This window comes from Acinetobacter sp. ANC 4862 (genome assembly GCF_004336635.1).
Taxonomy (GTDB): Bacteria; Pseudomonadota; Gammaproteobacteria; order Pseudomonadales; family Moraxellaceae; genus Acinetobacter.
In genome coordinates this window covers 42,394-59,928 of the sequence record NZ_SJXH01000004.1, presented here as the reverse complement: position 1 = coordinate 59,928, position 17,535 = coordinate 42,394, and the positions used below count along the sequence as shown (strand labels likewise).

The window sequence follows — 17,535 nt, the reverse complement described above, 5'->3', positions numbered from 1 at the left end:
TCGTTCATACCTTGGATTCAAGCAAATACAATCGTAGACAAAGAGAAAAACTAAGTTTTCTTTTTGTTTCAAAGATACAAAAAGGCCGCTCAATTGAGCGATTTTTTTGTGATACAGTACTCATAATCGTCCGCATTATTGAGTGTGCTGAACAATGAAAACTAAAATGAAAACTAAATTATTGCTTTGTATTGCTGCGTTGGCTTTTTCCAATTTAAGTACTGCTGAAACTGTTTTAAATGCTCCAGAATATAAACCACTCAATAACGTTCGTGTTTCCATGCAACGTATGTTGCGTTCGAGTGAGGGAAGATATTTCCTTAGCTTGTATGCCGGTATTTGGAATCCGCATGCCACGTTATATGACCTGGTTGAACCTCAGACAATCAATTTAAAAGGATTGCAAAAAGGTGATCAGCTGAATTTAAAATCTGTTGATGCCGATTCTGAAAATATAACAAATAAGACTTATCAATTATCAGGGATACTCAATCCTAATAGCGGTGATCTTAAGGCGATGTTGGCTGATGGTGATGATACTTTGGGAAAATTTATTCAATTTGAGCCTGCAATAAAGGTCTCAGCTAAACCTAATTTTATTTTTAAATTTTATGGTCAGGAAGATATTAACCAGCCATATGGTTCGGTACTCAAACGATTAGATATTGTGAATAAAAATAATAACAATGTGGCACAAAGCCTAACAGGATTTACTGCGTTTCCGAAAAGTATCGGTTATATGGATATTAATTTTGATGGGTATTATGACATTGTATTGTCAGATATTTCAGGAGAACGAACCATTCAAGATAAACGTTATATTTATTGGATGTTTAACCCCAAAACCCAACAGTTTCAGCGCTCACCACAACTTGAAAAGATTGTGGGGTTTCCAAATGTACATGGGGAAAAGCAACAAATTGATTTTGGGGAGGGGCAGTTATACCAAGTGGAAAAAGGGTTGTTAAATCGGATGGAATAACCACTCACTGCTTGTAATTAAAGATATAACTAAAAAGAGCTGTTTAAAACATGATGGTTTAGAAGGATATGTTTTCTCTTTATTTATTTTAGGATTATACCGTATTTCAATAAATCTACATCTAATTATCATCAAACTGAAAGAAACAACATCTAAGCTAAGTCTAAAATAACGACATAGGTGTTGTATGGCAAATTTGTATGCGACCAGTCTGCTAAAACAACAAGATTTTCCAGAAAGTTTTCAATTTTATTTTAAACAAAGAAAGCAAAATATTGTGTGTGATGATATCCAGGTTTTAAAAGACTTGGTTCGTCCACGCCTAAAAATAGCCATCGTTACTGAAACTTGGCCTCCAGAAATTAATGGGGTGGCACTATCTTTACTACAACTCTGTAAAGGTTTGCAAAAACAAGGTCATAAAATTTTACTGATTCGACCAGAGCAACAGGAGAGCTGTCACGACTTTATCCCCAGTAAAGAGTGTCTGGTCAAAGCACAATCTATTCCTAAATACCCAAGCCTTCAATTTGGTTGGCCACAATTTTTAAAAGTATCACAAGCACTGGATAGATTTGTACCGGACGTTGTACATATTGTTACCGAAGGACCCTTAGGTTTGAGTGTTTTGCAGGCTGCAAAAAGCAAAGGAATTCCGGTTTCAAGTGGTTTTCATTCGCCTTTTCAAGAGTTTAGTCGCTTTTTTGATTTGGCTTTTTTAGTTAAGCCCATCCAGCACTATTTACGTTGGTTTCATAACAATACACAACTTACCTGTATTCCAAGTAAAGATACAGAATATATTTTAAGACAGTTTGGTGTTCGTTGCCCGTTGGCTATTGTTGGACGTGGTGTAGATCTTGCATGTTTTTCTCCAGAACATAGTTCGGAGGCTTTACGTCAACACTGGAAAGCTACTTCAGAAACCAGGGTGATGTTGTATGTAGGACGACTATCTCCCGAGAAGGAAATAGATGTCGTGGTGAATGCCTATATCGCTATGAGGCGAATGACTCAGCATGATGTAAAACTCGTCATTGTCGGTGATGGACCAGATCGGACTCGTTTGGAAATGTTATGCCAAGGTCATGATGTTATTTTTACGGGAAATTTAACCGGTTTGAAATTAGCTCAAGCTTATGCAAGTGCCAATGTTTTTGTATTTGCCAGTCAAGTTGAAACCTTTGGAAATGTGGTGCTTGAGGCCATGGCAAGTGGTTTGCCCGTGATTGCTTATGATTATGCTAGTGCACATTTACATGTGAAAAATAATGAAACAGGGTGGTTAAGTCCTTTAGGTCAGATGGATAAACTGATTCAGTTAATTTATCAGTTACCGAATAATCATCACTTGAAATACATGGGGATAAAAGCCCGTGAAGCAGTACAGGATGTAGGATGGCAAAATCCTGTGCGACAGTTTGAACAGGCACTATATGGAGTTGCCAGAGAGATGCAAATGACATCCTGAATTTTAAGCAGATGCTTAAAGGAGAATCATCATGAAATTAAAAAAAGCAATAATAACGATGCTAGATCTCGATTTAAAAGGATGTATGTATCTGAATCATTTTTCACATTCACATACGGTAGCCCATTTTTTTAAGATCATTAGTCGTCTCGGTAATGGTTTGTTTTGGTGCCTCATGTTAGCCAGTCTTTGGGTATTGGAAGATAAGTTTTATATCGAGCAGTTGCTATATATCTTGATTAGTGGGTCTATAGGTTCTGCAATTTATAAAATCTTGAAACAAAAAACTACACGTCCTCGACCTTATCAAGTGCATCAAGTGATTCTATTGCGAGAGCAACCGCTAGATCACTTTAGCTTTCCGTCTGGACATACCTTGCATGCCGTCATGGCGAGCACAGTGATGGGCTATATTCAGCCGATGTTACTTGTTTTGATGTTGCCTTTTACGCTTTTGGTTGCCATATCCCGTATGGTTTTAGGACTGCATTATCCGAGTGATGTGATTGTGGGGGCGTTGATTGGTGTGTTGGTCGCAACAGGAATTATTTTTACCGCGCCATTTTTAAATATCGTGTTATAAAAATGTCTTTTTAAAAATCGAAAAACTAGCTCTCGATTTTAGTAATTTGTTAAAGTAGGGCATTCATTTAGCGCTTAGGAATAACCATGGGTTTACGTTGGACTAACACTATTGATCTTGCAATTGAACTTTCTGAAGCACATCCCGATGTCGATCCGCAATGGATTCGCTTTACAGACCTACATGCATGGGTTTGCGCATTGCCAGACTTCAAGGATGACCCGGAAAAATCGACTGAAGGTTTGCTGGAAGGGATTCAAATGGCCTGGATTGATGAAGTTCGTTAATCAGTAAATCGAAAAAAGCAACTTTTTACATATCAAAAGCTGATACTTGCTGATTATCTCGGTATAATGCGGCAAAATTTTCTCGTCAAATTGACATAAGGAGCCAATCATGGCTATCGAACGTACTTTATCTATCGTTAAACCAGATGCAGTTGCTAAAAACAACATCGGTGACATCTTTGCTCGTTTTGAGAAAGCTGGTCTTAAAATCGTTGCAACTAAAATGAAACATTTGACTCAAGCTGAAGCTGAAGGCTTTTATGCTGAGCATAAAGAACGTGGTTTCTTCGGTGACCTTGTTGCGTTCATGACTTCTGGTCCTGTTGTAGTATCTGTTCTTGAAGGTGAAAACGCTGTTCTTGCTCACCGTGATATCTTAGGCGCAACTAACCCTAAAGAAGCTGCTCCTGGTACTATCCGTGCAGATTTCGCTGTAAGCATCGACGAAAATGCTGCTCACGGTTCTGACTCAGTTGCATCTGCTGATCGTGAAGTTAACTACTTCTTCGCTCAAACTGAGATCTGCCCACGTACTCGTTAATTCGAAGTATTCAAACCAGATAAGTGTTATTATACTTATCTGGTTTTTTTATTCTCTGAATAATACTTTGCTCGATTATTGAGCTTCTCCTTTCATCTTTAGACATGGTTTAGGTAATTACACATGAGTACTGAAGTCGTCGCTACATCAGCAATTTCTGCTGACCAGCAACCATCTCCATCCGCTCCGACACAGCAAAATGCTGTGGAAAAAGTGAACCTACTCGGCATGTCACGTCCGCAACTGGAAAAATTCTTTGAGGATATGGGTGAGAAGAAGTTTCGTGCCGGGCAGGTTATGAAATGGATTCACCAGTTCTTCGTAACTGATTTTGCTGAAATGACCAATATTTCAGGCAAACTGCGTGAAAAATTGGAACGTATTTGTGAAATTAAAGCGCCCGAAGTGGTGCATAAAAACTATTCTAAAGACGGTACCCGTAAATGGGTATTCCGTGTTGGCGATGGTGAAGGTTCTCTCGTCGAAACTGTGCTGATTCCGGCAGAACATCGTAGCGGTTTGCGCCGTACCTTGTGTATTTCTTCACAAGTGGGCTGTGCACTGGACTGTTCATTCTGCTCAACCGGTAAACAGGGTTTCCAGCGTGATTTGACTCAGGCGGAAATTATCGGTCAGCTGTGGATGGCGAACTATTCCTATATGGAAGATGTGCCGGTGCTTGAGCGCGAACGTTCAGTGACCAACGTGGTGATGATGGGTATGGGCGAGCCATTACTCAACTACGATGCCGTGTTGAACTCGATGCGTGTGATGTTAGATGACTTTGCCTATGGCATGTCAAAACGTCGTGTGACTTTATCGACGTCTGGTGTGGTGCCGAAAATCGACCAAATGGTCAAAGATATTGATGTGGCGCTTGCCATTTCTTTACATGCGCCAAATGATGAACTGCGTAATGAATTGGTTCCAATTAATAAAAAATATCCGTTAGAGCAGCTCATTGCTGCATGTCAGCGTTATATTGCCAAAGATGGTAACGAAAGTTCACGTAAACATGTGACCATTGAATATGTGATGCTGGATGGGGTGAATGATCATCCTGAACATGCACAACAAATGATTAAGTTGTTAAAAAATTTACCAAGTAAAATTAATTTAATTCCATTTAATCCATTCCCGCATGCACCATACGGTCGTTCAAGCCGTAACCGCATTATTTCTTTCCAAAAAACTTTGTCTGATGCAGGTTTTGTGTGTACGATTCGTCAGACACGTGGTGATGATATTGATGCTGCGTGCGGACAGTTAGTGGGTCAAGTGGCTGACCGTACCCGTCGTGCGGAACAGTGGAAAAAGAAAATTGCGCAAAGTAATGAGATTATGCGCTCTCAAGGATAATAAAAGGGGACGTCAATTGAGAAAGCCCGCATATAAATTAGCTTTTATTACAATGATTTGTATGTCTGCTATTTTTATCACTGCTTGTCAGACATCGACAACAATGGTGAAGAAAGATCCAGAAAAAGCAGTTAAAGTTCGCACTCAATTGGCTGCAGAATATATCAAATCGGGCGATCTGGATTCTGCAAAGCGTACTTTAGACCAAGCGCTTGAAATGAATCCTCGAGATTCCGCTGCGAATATGATGATGGGGATTTTACTGCAACAAGAAGGCAGTAAAGTCAGTATGGATAAGGCAGAAGCATATTTTAAGCGTGCCATTTCTGCTGATTCGAAAAATGCACAAGCGCGTAACAACTACGGTACTTATTTGTATCAAATTGAGCGTTATAATGACGCGATTGAGCAACTCAATGTAGCGGGAACAACATTGGGTTATGATCAGCGCTACAAGGCATTGGAAAATGTAGGGCGAATTTATTTAAAACTAGGTGATATGGCGAATGCTGAAAAATCATTCAAACAGGCCCTGCAAGTAAATCGTGACTCCTACATTTCAATGTTAGAGTTGTCCGAAATTTTTTATTTGAAACAGCAGACCACTGCTGCGACACAGTTGTATGAACAGTTTGTGCGTGGTGTTGGTCAAAAGAATCAAGGTGCGCGTGCGCTCTGGATTGGTATCCGAAATGCACGGGCAAATAGTGACACAATGGGAATGCAGGTACTTGTCAATCAATTACGTGCACTCTTTCCAGAGAGTCCGGAATACCAACGTTATCTGCAATTACAGTACAGTACTGAGGCCGTATGGAAGTAAATCCTAATTCACAGCAATCAAATGGTTCAAGCGTAGCACCCAATGCATTAGGAAATGTTCAGCGTCCAGGTGAGTACTTACGTCAAATTCGAATTGCACAAAAGCGTGAATTAAATGACGCTGCCAAAGATTTGAACATGCAAGTGAAAACTTTGACAGCTTTAGAGCAAGATGATTATAAAGCTTTGCCGGAAGCGACCTTTATTAAAGGTTACTATCGTATTTATGCGAAATATTTAAAAGTCGATGCAACAGCGATCATCCAGCGTTTTGATGAGATCTATCAAAATGATACAGGGTTATTGCCAAATCATGCCTTAAACAATTCACCGATTAAAATTATGGGCAAACTCCCAGGTTCAAATCGTGATCGCAATAAGAAGTGGTTAAAACGTATCGTCATTGCTTTAGTGGTATTGGTTGCTGTAGTTGCTGCTGTGATGGCTATACAAAATTTGTCGTCAAATAAAGATGATAACCAAGAAATTGCACCTGCAGAATCCGATGTAGAAGTGTTGAATCTAGATCATTCAACAGCTGTATCGGGTGATCAGTTGGAGCTTGAGTTTAGCCGCCCAACTTCTGTTCATATTGTAGATTCAACCGGTAAAGTTCTGGTAACAGGTCGTCAAGCATCAACAGTGAAATTAAATGGTGAAACTCCATTCCAAATTCGCCTTGATGATGCATCAGCTGTCACATTAACTTTAAATAATGAAAATATTGCGTTGTCACCTTATACAGTGGATGGCAAAGCAGACTTTCGTTTGTCACGTTAATGGGTAAAGAGAAGAGCGATATTAATGATTGAAAATCCGATTAAGCGCCGTCCCACTCGTAAAATTCGTGTTGGTTCAGTCTATGTAGGTGGTGATGCACCTATTAGTATCCAAAGTATGACCAATACCGAAACCTGTGATGTGGCTGCAACCGTTGCACAAATTCAACGTTGTGTCGATGTCGGTGCGGACATCATGCGTGTTTCTGTACCTTCGATGGAAGCAGCAGCGGCATTTGGTGAAATCCGTAAACAGGTGAATGTGCCTTTAGTCGCCGATATTCATTTCGACTATAAGATTGCTTTAGCTGTTGCTGATGCCGGTGCAGATTGCTTGCGTATTAACCCAGGCAATATTGGTTCTGAAGCGAAAATTCGTGAAGTGGTTGCTGCGGCACGTCACCACGATATTTCAATGCGTATTGGCGTGAATGCCGGTTCACTGGAAAAAGACATTCAGAAAAAATATGGCGAGCCGACAGGTCAAGCGTTACTTGAATCTGCGATGCGTCATATCGATATTTTAGACCGTCTGGATTTCCAGGAATTTAAAATTTCGGTGAAAGCATCAAATGTGTTTCTAACCATGGATGCCTACCGTTTACTGTCAGCGCAAATTGATAATCCACTGCATTTGGGTGTAACTGAAGCTGGGATCTACCGTACCGGTTCTGTGAAGTCAGCAATTGCCCTCGGTGGTTTGTTGATGGAAGGCATTGGCGATACCATGCGTATTTCCTTGGCAGCAGAGCCTGAAGAAGAAGTGAAAATTGGTTTTGATATCTTAAAATCATTGGGGCTTCGTTCTAACGGAATTAACTTTATTGCCTGCCCAAGCTGTTCGCGTCAAGAATTTAACGTGATTAAAGTGATGCAATCACTGGAAGAGCGTTTGGAAGATATTCGTACCCCCATGGATGTATCCGTGATTGGGTGTAAAGTGAATGGTCCGGGCGAAGCCAAAGAAGCCGATATTGGCGTGGTTGGTGCAAGTCCGCGTTCACTGGTGTATCGTAATGGTGAGAAAAGCCATTTAATCGATACCAATCAATTGGTTGATGAAATCGAAACTATGGTTCGTCAACGTGTTCTAGAGCTTGAAAAAGCTAAATCTAAAGAGATTATTCGTAGTTCATCATGAGTTCAATTGTCGCAATCAAAGGTTTTAATGACATTCTTCCAACGCAAACTGCTGCGTGGAGACGTCTTGAGCAACATTTAGCATCGTTAATGGATGCTTATGGTTACCAGCAAATCCGTTTGCCGATTGTTGAACAGACCAATCTGTTCAAACGTTCAATTGGTGATGCTACGGATATTGTTGAAAAAGAAATGTACACGTTCTTGGACAAGGGTAATCCACCTGAGTCTTTGACTTTGCGTCCTGAAGGGACTGCAGGCTGTGTACGTGCCATGCTTGAGCATAACTTGCTTCGCGGTGCGACTCCTCGTGTGTGGTATGTCGGACCCATGTTCCGTTATGAAAAACCACAAAAAGGGCGTTACCGTCAGTTCCATCAATTTGGTGTGGAAACATTTGGTGTTGCTACACCGGATATGGAAGCAGAATTGATTTTGATGACTGCACGTTTGTGGAAACGCATGGGTGTGGCGGATAAAGTCCGTTTAGAATTGAACACTTTAGGTGAATCAGACGAACGTGCGGCATACCGTGCAGCGTTAGTTGAGTTTTTAGAATCGCATAAAGGTGATTTAGACGAAGATTCACAACGTCGTCTAAGCACCAATCCGCTGCGTATCCTCGATTCTAAAGATGCACGTACGCAAAAAATCCTTGAAAATGCACCGAAACTGCATGACTTCATGGGTGAGGATAGCATGAATCATTTTGCACAATTGCAGCAGTATTTAACTGATGCAGGTGTGGAATTTGTGATTAACCAAAAATTGGTTCGTGGTCTAGATTACTACAACAAAACCGTTTTTGAATGGACAACTACACATTTGGGTTCACAAGGAACCGTATGTGCTGGTGGTCGCTATGATGGTCTTGTAGGTCAATTGAAAGGTAAAACTGATCAATCTGTACCTGCGGTTGGTTTTGCAATGGGTATGGAGCGTTTACTGCTTCTACTTGAACAAGTTGAAGACAATACACCTGTACGCGATTGTGAAGTATTCTTGTTGTCGGATCCTGCATCGCAAGGTAAAGCCTTGGTACTTGCAGAACAAATTCGTAACCAGATCGAAGAGGCAAATAGCAATATTCGCCTGAAAGTCGGTTCTCAAGGTTCGATGAAATCTCAGATGAAAAAAGCCGATCAATCTGGCGCTATTTTTGCCGTGATTGCAGGTGAACGTGAGTGGGAAGCACAACAATTAGCTGTGAAAGAATTGGCGACCGCCGAGCAAACTGATGTTGCTGTGGCGAATATTGTGCCATTCTTCATTGAAAAATTTTCTTCAAAATAAGCTTAAAAAACATAAGGAAAGGGTAATCACATGAACGCATTGAGTGATGAAGAACAACTTGATAGCTTGAAATCTTTCACTAAGAAATATGGCTCTGCCATGATTAGTGGGATTTTAATTGCGTTGATTGCCTTTTTCGGATGGGAATATTGGCAGAAGAAAAACCTGGCTGAATCTCAAATGGAAACAGCCAAGGTTCAACAGTTGATGGATGAAGCTAAAAATGCGCAAGGCAATGCCAATGCATTTAATGCCTTATCTGCAACTGCGGACAAAATTGTCAAAGAAGCCCCAGATTCTGCACAAGCCATTCAAACGCAATTGCTTATGGCTAAATTGGCTTATGACAAAGCAGATTATGCGCATGCAGAAAAAGCATTAAAAAAAGTTGAAAATTCTAAGCTGGATGATGCAGGCTTGATTCAGCTAGTTAAACTCCGCTTGGCTTATGCTCAGCTTGCGCAAAAGAAATATGATGATGCATTAAAGACATTGTCTGCAGTGACAGATCCCGCTTTTAAAGCGACCGCTGATGAAGCGCTTGGTGATGTGTATGTTGCTAAAAATGATATAGAAAATGCTAAGAAATCGTACAAGAGTGCATGGGATGCACTGGTTGAACGTCAGCAGGAACGTCAAATTTTACAAATTAAACTCGAAAGTGTCGGCGTTTTAGTTGATGATCCTGATGTGGAACGACCAATTTTAGAAACACAAGTGGATGAGTCATGATGGATAGAAAATACAAAATACCGTTTGCGCTGACAATTTTAACATTCGCACTTGTTGGCTGTTCAACCAATAAAATTAAAGTGGAAGAGGTTAAGCCGAATCCATTACCTAAATTGGCTCAAGCCAAAAGTCTTGTTCCGGTATTTTCTCAAAGTGTTTCATCAACATTGAAAGCGGATCCATTACGTCTGCGTTTAGATGTGGATAACGGTGTAATCTTTGCCTTAGATCCAAAAGGTGAAGTCGCGGCTTATCAAGGCAAGCAGCGTATCTGGGAAAAAAAGGTGTCTAAGCAGGGCTTAAGCTCTGGTGTAGAAGCAGGTGAAGGCACTCTTGTTGTTGGTAACAAGAAAGGTCAATTGTTCGCTTTAGATCAAGCAACAGGCGAGCAAAAGTGGACTGCACAATTGGCAGGCGCCATTTTATCGACTTCACTGATTCAATCCGGTCGTGTAATTACTGTCAGTAATGACGGCACTGTTTATGCACATGATCTTGCCACCGGTCAGCAAGTTTGGACATATAACCTTCCTAATGTACAATTTAGCTTACGTGGAATGGCATCTCCGGTCGCACTCGACCCGCGTACGGTATTGATTGCTTCGTCAAATGCTTATGTTTATGCCCTTGATATACTCAGTGGTGTACCGCGTATGCAGCGCCGTGTTGCAGTAAGCGAAGGCCGTTCAGATATTCAACGCCTCAATGATATTGATGGCGATCCAGTTGTTGCAGGTCAGTTTCTTGTAACAACCAGTTTCCAAGGACAAGTCACTGTTACAGATTTAGCTTCACAACAAGTGGTGTGGAGTGAAGATGCAAGCAGTATCCAACGTCCAGAAGTAATGAATAATACCGTTTTTGTTGCACAGGCAGATGGCAAAATCACTGCTTATGCACTAACAACAGGTGAGCAATTATGGCAAAACGATAGTTTGCTCAATCGTCAGCTCAGTAATCCTGTTGTTCTCGGACAAGACCTTGTGGTTGGTGATCTCGATGGTGTATTACACTTAATCGATCCAACTTCTGGGCAACTCATTGGTCGATCAAAAACAAGTGGTGAAGTACGTTCACTACGCGAAATTGATGGACAACTATATGTCTCCACCAGAAAGGGCGCGTTAAGCGTTTGGCAGAACCGTTAATTTATGAAACCCGTAATTGCGCTAATTGGACGTCCGAACGTCGGTAAATCAACGTTATTTAACCAGATTACCAAGAGTCGTGATGCACTCGTTGCTGACTTTGCTGGTCTTACTCGTGACCGCAAATATGGCGATGCAGTATTCCAAAATAAATCCTTCATTGTAGTTGATACAGGCGGTATCGGTGAAAGTGAAGCAGGTATTGATTCATATATGGCTGAGCAATCAAAAACAGCCATCAATGAAGCCGATATTATTGTTTTTGTTGTTGATGCGCGTGCGGGATTACTAGCGTCAGATGAACAAATTGCACGAGAACTTCGTACCCTAGGGAAAAAAGTTTACTTGGTTGCAAACAAAGTTGATGGTGTACATGCAGAAGCTGCAGTGGTTGAGTTTTATCAACTCGGCTTTGGCGAACCATTACATGTTGCAGCAAGCCACGGTCGTGGTGTTGCTCAAATGCTGGAAGATGTGCTTGCAGATGTTCCTGAGGATGAAGATCCTGAGTTGCATGACCAGAACACTGGTTTACGCTTAGCCGTGATTGGTCGTCCGAACGTCGGTAAATCGACCTTGGTCAACCGTTTACTGGGTGAAGAGCGTGTTGTGGTTTATGACATGCCAGGTACTACGCGTGATTCTATTTATATTCCGTATGAACGGAATGAGCAGAAATACACGCTGATTGATACTGCAGGTGTACGTCGTAAAGGCAAGGTAGATGAAATGGTTGAGAAATTCTCAATCGTGAAAACTTTGCAAGCCATTAAAGATGCTCACGTTGTAATTGTGGTATTGGATGCACGCGAAGGCGTGGTTGAACAAGATCTACATTTGATTGGCTATGCTTTAGAAGCGGGTCGAGCAATGGTGATTGCAATCAACAAATGGGATAACATGACGGAGTATGACCGCAAGCAATGTAAGCTTGATGTTGAACGTCGTTTTGACTTTATTCCATGGGCGAAAGTGCACTTAATTTCAGCACTTCATGGTACTGGTGTGGGGGAAATGTATCCTTCAATCCATCGTGCATTTGATTCTTCACATTTGAAAGTTTCGCCAGCGAAATTAACCCAAATTTTGAATGATGCAACTGAAGCACATCAACCGCCAATGATTAACGGTAAACGTATTAAAATGCGTTATGCCCATATGGGTGGTCAAAATCCACCAACGATTATTGTGCATGGTAATAAGGTTGATAAAACCCCTGCAGATTATCGTCGCTATTTAGAAAATGTCTTCCGTCGTGTCTACAAACTTGAAGGTACACCGGTTCGTATTGACTTTAAAACGTCTGAAAATCCGTTTGAAGGGCGTAAGTCGCAAATGGATGAACGCGTTGCAGCACGTAAACGTCGTTATGTTCAGAAGTTTAAAAAGGCTGAAAAGAAATTTAAGCGCTAATGGATTTTTGTTGATGCTGATAAAAAGCCCGAAGTTTACTTTGGGCTTTTTTCTTTTAAGATGTCATTATATTTTGGGATAAGGATGTACACGTGACCAGATTGATACGAATAGATGTCGATACAATTGAGCATATTGTCCCTCTATCTAAAGAATTGGATCGCAAGACTAAAATTCAGCAGCAAAAACAGGCAATTTATCATTATCGAAATCAATTACTCTCCCAACAATTAGAGACCACAATTCAGCAAGAAGATTTTGCTACCACTCAACATGGCAAACCGTATTTAGTTAAATCGCCTAAATTTTATTTTAATCATAGTCATAGTCAAAAAAATTATGCTTTAGTAACCAGTACCCATATGCAGGATTTAGGTGTGGATATTGAAGATTTAGATCGAAAGGTACGATTTGAAGCTTTGGCAGCGCATGCTTTTCACCCCAATGAATTGCAACACTGGAAGGAACTGGAACACGATCGTGACTATTGGTTTAAAGTCTGGACGACTAAAGAAGCGGTATTGAAAGCATCTGGCTTGGGTATACATCTAAATTTAAATGAGCTAGAGACTCAGGTGCATCCTGTTTATGATGGAGGATTATGCACTCATCCTTTAATCGGAACATTTGCTTATCAAAATTTCAACCTCAGTCATGTCATGTTAACCGTTGCATGGCGTGCAGAAGCCTCTTGTAAAGGTTTTGCTTTTCCAGAAATCAAAATATTTTTTCCAGCTTAAAAAGTTTTTTAAATAAACTTTATGAATCATTGAGTTTTTAAAGAGCCTGTTCATCAGGTTCTTTTTTACTTCGATTTTGCTTATTTTCTTTTTGCCAAAAATATATTGCTCATCCGGTTAATAAACTGCGGGCTGAGCTTAGAACGCATCATCAGTACTTTGGTTTTAAGTTCTACCGCTTGATGGATTTTGGCGAATAGGGAGTCTTTTGCTTGCACACGTGCGTAAATTGCCTGTGCGACATCTTCAGCGGTTAAATGCACGCCCATATTTTGGATGCTGCCTGCATCCATATCTTTGACCATTGCGGTTTGAACAAATAGAGGCATGACATCTAAAACGCGAATGCCGTATTTTTGCCAGTCAATATCTAAGCCTTCGGTAATGCCGCGAACCGAAAATTTACTGGCTGAATACGAGATTAAATCGGCTTGGCCATAAATTGCAGCGGCAGAAGACAGGTTGATAATACGAGCGAAAGAAGCTTGCTTTAGGAAAGGTAAAGCGGCATGGCAAGCATTTAAAACACCTTTGACATTAATATCGACGGTTCGGTGATGTGCTGCAATATCGGTCTGTTCAAAAGCCCCTGAATAGAGAATGCCAGCATTGTTGACCAACACATTCATTTCGCCTGCCCAAGTTTGAAATTCAGTTAAAGCTCGTTGCGATTGCTGATAATCAGCAACATCGAGTAAACCTGCTTTAGCTTGTGATCCTAATTGCTGGGCAAGTTTTCGGGCTAGAACCTCATTGATATCATAGATGCCGGCTTTATAGCCGTGCTGATAAAAGAGCCTTGCCGTTGCAGCACCAATGCCTTGTGCTGCACCACTAATAAAGATACTGTGCATAGGTTTTTCCCTATCAATTTTGTTTTTGTGCGCTTAATTTTTTAACTCGTTGTGTTTGAGCATAACCAACCTGGATAGTGAAAACCGTTGTTAATTGGAAATGATTGGAGTGATGAAAACATGGATAAATTATTGGCAGTGATGCGTGAATTACGTGAAAAATGTCCATGGGATCAGCAGCAAACTCCGCAAAGCCTGACTAAATATGCCATCGAAGAAGCGTATGAGGTGGAAGCGGCGGTTAGGGAGGGAAATACAAACGAGATACGCGATGAACTCGGTGATTTACTTCTGCAAGTCGTTTTTCAGTCGCAAATGTATAGTGAAGTCGGTGCTTTTGATTTTAATGATGTCGTGAATGCGATTACTGAAAAGTTAATTCGTCGTCATCCACATGTATTTCAGGCAGAGCAATTTTCACAGCTCAGTTCAGATGATGTTGCTGTGCTTTGGAAACAAATTAAACAACAAGAAAAACAGGGAAAAGCCCAATCCCGTTTAGATGAGATCAAGCATGGACCTGCAATTCAACAAGCGCATGAAATTCAAAAAAATGCTGCACAAATTGGCTTTGATTTCCCTGATGTGGCAGGCGCTTATGACAAGCTGAATGAAGAATTACAAGAGCTGCAACAGGCCATGCATAATCAAAATTCCGACGAAATATTCGATGAATTTGGTGATTGTTTGTTTTCACTCATCAATGTTGGACGTAAACTGGGACTTTCCAGTGAAATGGCGCTTTTAAGCACTATTCATAAATTTAGAACTCGTTTTGCTTTCATTGAAGATCACGCTCAGCAACAACATAAAAAAATTGAGACTCTGTCTTTAGAAGAAATGGATCGACTCTGGGAGCAGGCAAAACAACAATTAAAATAAAAGGCCGATAATGAAAAAAATAATACAGATCCTGAATGCAATTTTTTATATGGGTGTATTGATGTCGGTGTTGAGCGGAACGACGGGTTATGCTCAACAATTCGACCAACACTATTTAAAATGGAAGGCTGAACAGGAAGCCCAGGATGCACGTTTAAAAATACCGCATGTATCTCCGCCAAAAAATTACTATTTGGCGAAACCTGCTTTACAGGCATCCACTGGGGCTAAAATAAGTTTGAACCAGGCCAATCTGGAACAGTTACAAGAGCTGTCTGGGATCGGTTTAAAAAAAGCAGAAGCGATCATTGCCTATCGTCAAAAAAATGGAAAATTTAAAAACATTTAAGAATTACAGCAGGTCAAGGGAATTGGACCCGCTTTATTTGCCAAGAATAAAGATCGATTAAGCCTGTAATTCATAGGTCAAGCAGTCAAGAAGGGCCAAACAATATATTTAGCATTGAGATAATCAAATTGCCCTTTGATTGTGTTAGATATATGATTAGCGTCATCTTAGATATTTTACGTTCAGACGTAGGAGACAGCGTCTTTTGCAAACTTTGCGCGCGTCAAAATGTGGTTTATCAACCGCTCAATTACCTTCTTCCATATTAGATGTTATCGATGCCTTAAATAAGGCAGGCTTTGAAGCTTATATCGTCGGTGGCGGTGTCCGTGACTTAATGTTGGGTCTGAATCCCAAAGATTTTGACGCAGTCACTGATGCCACACCGGCGCAAGTGAAAGAAGTTTTCGGACGGCGTTGTCGTATTATTGGGCGACGTTTTGAGCTTGCTCATGTCTATTCAGGCCGAGAACTGATCGAAGTTGCGACATTCCGTGCACCGCCTAAAAAAGCAGTGACTTCTGCTTCAGGTATGATTTTACGTGACAATAATTGGGGCACGATTGAGCAAGATTTTGCCCGCCGTGATTTTTCCATTAATGCGATGTATTACCAGCCGCGTAAAGGGATCGTGCTCGATTTTTGTAATGCAGTTGATGATATAGAAAATAAAACTTTACGCTTATTGGGCGATCCGACTTTACGTTTTGAAGAAGATCCAGTGCGTATGCTGCGTACTTTGCGTTTTGCGGCAAAATTAAATTTCAGTATTGCGCCTGAAATTTTAGAGATTTTCACCCCTGAAATGACCCAGTTACTGCGTGATATTTCTCCGCATCGTTTATATGACGAATCGCAGAAATTGTTCACCATGGGGCATTTGAATCGCGTGCTGCCGATGCTGATTGATTTTGATATCTGGCGTCAGCTGTTTGCGGATATCCGTCCAGATATTTCAACCTTTATCGAACGCGCAGCCATCAATACCGATCAACGTATTCAAATTGGTAAAACCATTAACCCTGCATTTTTCTATGCCGTGTTGCTGTGGAAACCCTTTTTAGAACGTTGTGAATTTTACCTCAGTAAAGGTGTTGTTGCTGCAGAAGCACGTGCACAGGCGGGTTTGGATGTATTAAAACGTCAGGCTACCCGTACCATTATTCCACGTTTTGCAGAAACCTTTATTCGTGAAGTTTGGGAAATGCAAACCCGTTTGCTGAATCCAAAACCACAGCAAATACAAGCGTTATCGACCCATGCACGTTTCCGTGCCGGCTTCGATTTCCTGCTGCTTCGTGAGAAGTCAGGCGACAACACTACCCAAGGTATGGGCATGTGGTGGGATTCATATCAGCTGATGAGTACGGATGAAAAAGAACGTGCCATTAGTCAATATAATCGCCAACGCGCAAAAAGTCGTCGTAAGGCCGCAACAGAAGATGTGATTGAACCTAAATCCGTCTCTGTAGAAATTGAGCCTTTGGTAAACGAGCCTGAACCACGCCGTCGTGAACGCAAGAGCAGAACCCGATCTGACCGACCTGTTCAAACAGTTTCTGCAGGTGGCTCGGAGATTGCATATGACCATCCAATTCTAAAACGTAAACGTGTAAAACGTGATTTAAGCCAAGTTGTTTTTGGACCGACACAATGAGCATAGTCACCTATATTGGCTTAGGTAGTAACTTGGGTGATTCACGCCAGATTTTGCTTGAAGCTGTGCAAAAGCTGGCAACACTTGGAACCGTGAAAACATCCAAGTTATATCAAAGTCCTCCCATGGGACCCCAAGACCAACCGAATTATTTAAATGCGGTGGTACAGCTAGAAACTGATTTAGCGCCTTTGCTTTTATTGGATGAGTTACAACGTTTTGAACAAGAGTCAGGTCGGGTGCGTTTACGTCGTTGGGGCGAGCGTACTTTAGATTTAGATTTATTGGTCTATGGGCAAGAACACATTCAAAATGAGCGTTTAACCGTTCCACATGTGGGGCTGTTGGAACGTGATTTTGTGGTCATCCCCTTGTTAGATTTAGATGCAAATATAGAAATTAAAGCACAACGATTAAAAGATTTACCCGTGGTTCAACATCCAACCCTGACTGTTCTGGATGATGAAACTTGGTCAAATATTTAATTTAGGCATGTTCTTGGA

Annotated in this window: 18 protein-coding genes and 1 pseudogene; 18 read left to right on the top strand and 1 reads right to left on the bottom strand. The window is 41.1% G+C overall.

The window, feature by feature from the left end; genetic code table 11:
- Positions 1–166: 166 nt before the first annotated feature.
- The 14 genes from E0409_RS03025 to E0409_RS02960 all read left to right on the top strand — a co-directional run bounded on the left by E0409_RS03025 (position 167) and on the right by E0409_RS02960 (position 13,290).
- Positions 167–982: an XAC2610-related protein gene (locus E0409_RS03025; protein WP_131287451.1), complete on the top strand. Its 816-nt coding sequence runs from the start codon at positions 167–169 to the stop codon at positions 980–982.
- A gap of 187 nt (positions 983–1,169) precedes the next feature.
- Positions 1,170–2,453: a glycosyltransferase family 4 protein gene (locus tag E0409_RS03020; RefSeq protein ID WP_131287448.1), complete on the top strand. Its 1,284-nt coding sequence runs from the start codon at positions 1,170–1,172 to the stop codon at positions 2,451–2,453.
- 31 nt (positions 2,454–2,484) lie between these two features.
- Positions 2,485–3,036 carry a phosphatase PAP2 family protein gene (locus tag E0409_RS03015; RefSeq protein WP_131287446.1) on the top strand — a complete coding sequence of 184 codons (552 nt, stop codon included), beginning with the start codon at positions 2,485–2,487 and terminating at the stop codon, positions 3,034–3,036.
- Between the two features lie 86 nt (positions 3,037–3,122).
- Positions 3,123–3,323, top strand: a complete 201-nt coding sequence (gene iscX / locus E0409_RS03010) for a Fe-S cluster assembly protein IscX (protein WP_131287444.1) — start codon at positions 3,123–3,125, stop codon at positions 3,321–3,323.
- 109 nt (positions 3,324–3,432) lie between these two features.
- A complete protein-coding gene (gene ndk, locus E0409_RS03005) occupies positions 3,433–3,864 on the top strand; it encodes a nucleoside-diphosphate kinase (RefSeq protein WP_067722016.1) in 432 nt (143 codons plus the stop codon).
- A gap of 123 nt (positions 3,865–3,987) precedes the next feature.
- The gene (gene rlmN / locus E0409_RS03000) at positions 3,988–5,223 is read left to right on the top strand and encodes a dual-specificity RNA methyltransferase RlmN (protein WP_131287442.1); all 1,236 of its coding nucleotides are present in this window, start codon (positions 3,988–3,990) and stop codon (positions 5,221–5,223) included.
- Between the two features lie 16 nt (positions 5,224–5,239).
- Complete coding sequence (pilW, locus tag E0409_RS02995; protein ID WP_502699784.1) at positions 5,240–6,046, top strand: type IV pilus biogenesis/stability protein PilW; 807 nt, start codon at positions 5,240–5,242, stop codon at positions 6,044–6,046.
- Positions 6,037–6,825: a helix-turn-helix domain-containing protein gene (locus E0409_RS02990; protein ID WP_131287440.1), complete on the top strand. Its 789-nt coding sequence runs from the start codon at positions 6,037–6,039 to the stop codon at positions 6,823–6,825. Before pilW ends, E0409_RS02990 begins: the two co-directional genes overlap by 10 nt.
- Positions 6,826–6,849: 24 nt before the next feature.
- The gene (ispG, locus tag E0409_RS02985; protein WP_131287438.1) at positions 6,850–7,965 is read left to right on the top strand and encodes a flavodoxin-dependent (E)-4-hydroxy-3-methylbut-2-enyl-diphosphate synthase; all 1,116 of its coding nucleotides are present in this window, start codon (positions 6,850–6,852) and stop codon (positions 7,963–7,965) included.
- Entirely contained in the window at positions 7,962–9,257 is a 1,296-nt protein-coding gene (gene hisS, locus E0409_RS02980) for a histidine--tRNA ligase (protein ID WP_131287435.1), read from the top strand. Before ispG ends, hisS begins: the two co-directional genes overlap by 4 nt.
- A 30-nt stretch (positions 9,258–9,287) precedes the next feature.
- Positions 9,288–9,989 carry a YfgM family protein gene (locus E0409_RS02975; protein ID WP_131287433.1) on the top strand — a complete coding sequence of 234 codons (702 nt, stop codon included), beginning with the start codon at positions 9,288–9,290 and terminating at the stop codon, positions 9,987–9,989.
- Positions 9,989–11,137 carry an outer membrane protein assembly factor BamB gene (bamB, locus tag E0409_RS02970; RefSeq protein ID WP_131287605.1) on the top strand — a complete coding sequence of 383 codons (1,149 nt, stop codon included), beginning with the start codon at positions 9,989–9,991 and terminating at the stop codon, positions 11,135–11,137. Before E0409_RS02975 ends, bamB begins: the two co-directional genes overlap by 1 nt.
- Before the next feature lie 3 nt (positions 11,138–11,140).
- Positions 11,141–12,550, top strand: a complete 1,410-nt coding sequence (gene der / locus E0409_RS02965; protein ID WP_131287431.1) for a ribosome biogenesis GTPase Der — start codon at positions 11,141–11,143, stop codon at positions 12,548–12,550.
- 92 nt (positions 12,551–12,642) lie between these two features.
- Entirely contained in the window at positions 12,643–13,290 is a 648-nt protein-coding gene (locus tag E0409_RS02960; RefSeq protein ID WP_131287429.1) for a 4'-phosphopantetheinyl transferase family protein, read from the top strand.
- A gap of 80 nt (positions 13,291–13,370) precedes the next feature.
- Here E0409_RS02960 and E0409_RS02955 read toward each other — a convergent pair whose 3' ends face one another.
- Positions 13,371–14,144: an SDR family oxidoreductase gene (locus tag E0409_RS02955; protein WP_131287427.1), complete on the bottom strand. Its 774-nt coding sequence runs from the start codon at positions 14,142–14,144 to the stop codon at positions 13,371–13,373.
- A 120-nt stretch (positions 14,145–14,264) separates the two neighbouring features.
- On the opposite strand from E0409_RS02955, the gene mazG reads away from it, so the two are divergent.
- The 4 genes and pseudogenes from mazG (at position 14,265) to folK (ending at position 17,517) form a co-directional block, all read left to right on the top strand.
- Positions 14,265–15,026 carry a nucleoside triphosphate pyrophosphohydrolase gene (mazG, locus tag E0409_RS02950; protein WP_131287425.1) on the top strand — a complete coding sequence of 254 codons (762 nt, stop codon included), beginning with the start codon at positions 14,265–14,267 and terminating at the stop codon, positions 15,024–15,026.
- A gap of 61 nt (positions 15,027–15,087) precedes the next feature.
- Positions 15,088–15,444: pseudogene (locus tag E0409_RS02945) on the top strand (ComEA family DNA-binding protein).
- A 136-nt stretch (positions 15,445–15,580) separates the two neighbouring features.
- On the top strand, positions 15,581–17,032 hold the full coding sequence (gene pcnB / locus E0409_RS02940; protein ID WP_131287423.1) for a polynucleotide adenylyltransferase PcnB: 1,452 nt from the start codon (positions 15,581–15,583) through the stop codon (positions 17,030–17,032).
- Positions 17,029–17,517, top strand: a complete 489-nt coding sequence (gene folK, locus E0409_RS02935; RefSeq protein ID WP_131287421.1) for a 2-amino-4-hydroxy-6-hydroxymethyldihydropteridine diphosphokinase — start codon at positions 17,029–17,031, stop codon at positions 17,515–17,517. Before pcnB ends, folK begins: the two co-directional genes overlap by 4 nt.
- The last annotated feature ends 18 nt before the right edge of the window (positions 17,518–17,535 follow it).

What these genes read in the sequence shown, in the direction of transcription:
- E0409_RS03025 (WP_131287451.1), top strand. Translation starts at nt 167, where the DNA reads ATGAAAACTAAATTATTGCTTTGTATTGCTGCGTTGGCTTTTTCCAAT.
- E0409_RS03020 (WP_131287448.1), top strand. Translation starts at nt 1,170, where the DNA reads ATGGCAAATTTGTATGCGACCAGTCTGCTAAAACAACAAGATTTTCCA.
- E0409_RS03015 (WP_131287446.1), top strand. Translation starts at nt 2,485, where the DNA reads ATGAAATTAAAAAAAGCAATAATAACGATGCTAGATCTCGATTTAAAA.
- iscX (WP_131287444.1), top strand. Translation starts at nt 3,123, where the DNA reads ATGGGTTTACGTTGGACTAACACTATTGATCTTGCAATTGAACTTTCT.
- ndk (WP_067722016.1), top strand. Translation starts at nt 3,433, where the DNA reads ATGGCTATCGAACGTACTTTATCTATCGTTAAACCAGATGCAGTTGCT.
- rlmN (WP_131287442.1), top strand. Translation starts at nt 3,988, where the DNA reads ATGAGTACTGAAGTCGTCGCTACATCAGCAATTTCTGCTGACCAGCAA.
- E0409_RS02990 (WP_131287440.1), top strand. Translation starts at nt 6,037, where the DNA reads ATGGAAGTAAATCCTAATTCACAGCAATCAAATGGTTCAAGCGTAGCA.
- ispG (WP_131287438.1), top strand. Translation starts at nt 6,850, where the DNA reads ATGATTGAAAATCCGATTAAGCGCCGTCCCACTCGTAAAATTCGTGTT.
- hisS (WP_131287435.1), top strand. Translation starts at nt 7,962, where the DNA reads ATGAGTTCAATTGTCGCAATCAAAGGTTTTAATGACATTCTTCCAACG.
- E0409_RS02975 (WP_131287433.1), top strand. Translation starts at nt 9,288, where the DNA reads ATGAACGCATTGAGTGATGAAGAACAACTTGATAGCTTGAAATCTTTC.
- bamB (WP_131287605.1), top strand. Translation starts at nt 9,989, where the DNA reads ATGGATAGAAAATACAAAATACCGTTTGCGCTGACAATTTTAACATTC.
- der (WP_131287431.1), top strand. Translation starts at nt 11,141, where the DNA reads ATGAAACCCGTAATTGCGCTAATTGGACGTCCGAACGTCGGTAAATCA.
- E0409_RS02955 (WP_131287427.1), bottom strand. Translation starts at nt 14,144, where the DNA reads ATGCACAGTATCTTTATTAGTGGTGCAGCACAAGGCATTGGTGCTGCA.
- mazG (WP_131287425.1), top strand. Translation starts at nt 14,265, where the DNA reads ATGGATAAATTATTGGCAGTGATGCGTGAATTACGTGAAAAATGTCCA.
- folK (WP_131287421.1), top strand. Translation starts at nt 17,029, where the DNA reads ATGAGCATAGTCACCTATATTGGCTTAGGTAGTAACTTGGGTGATTCA.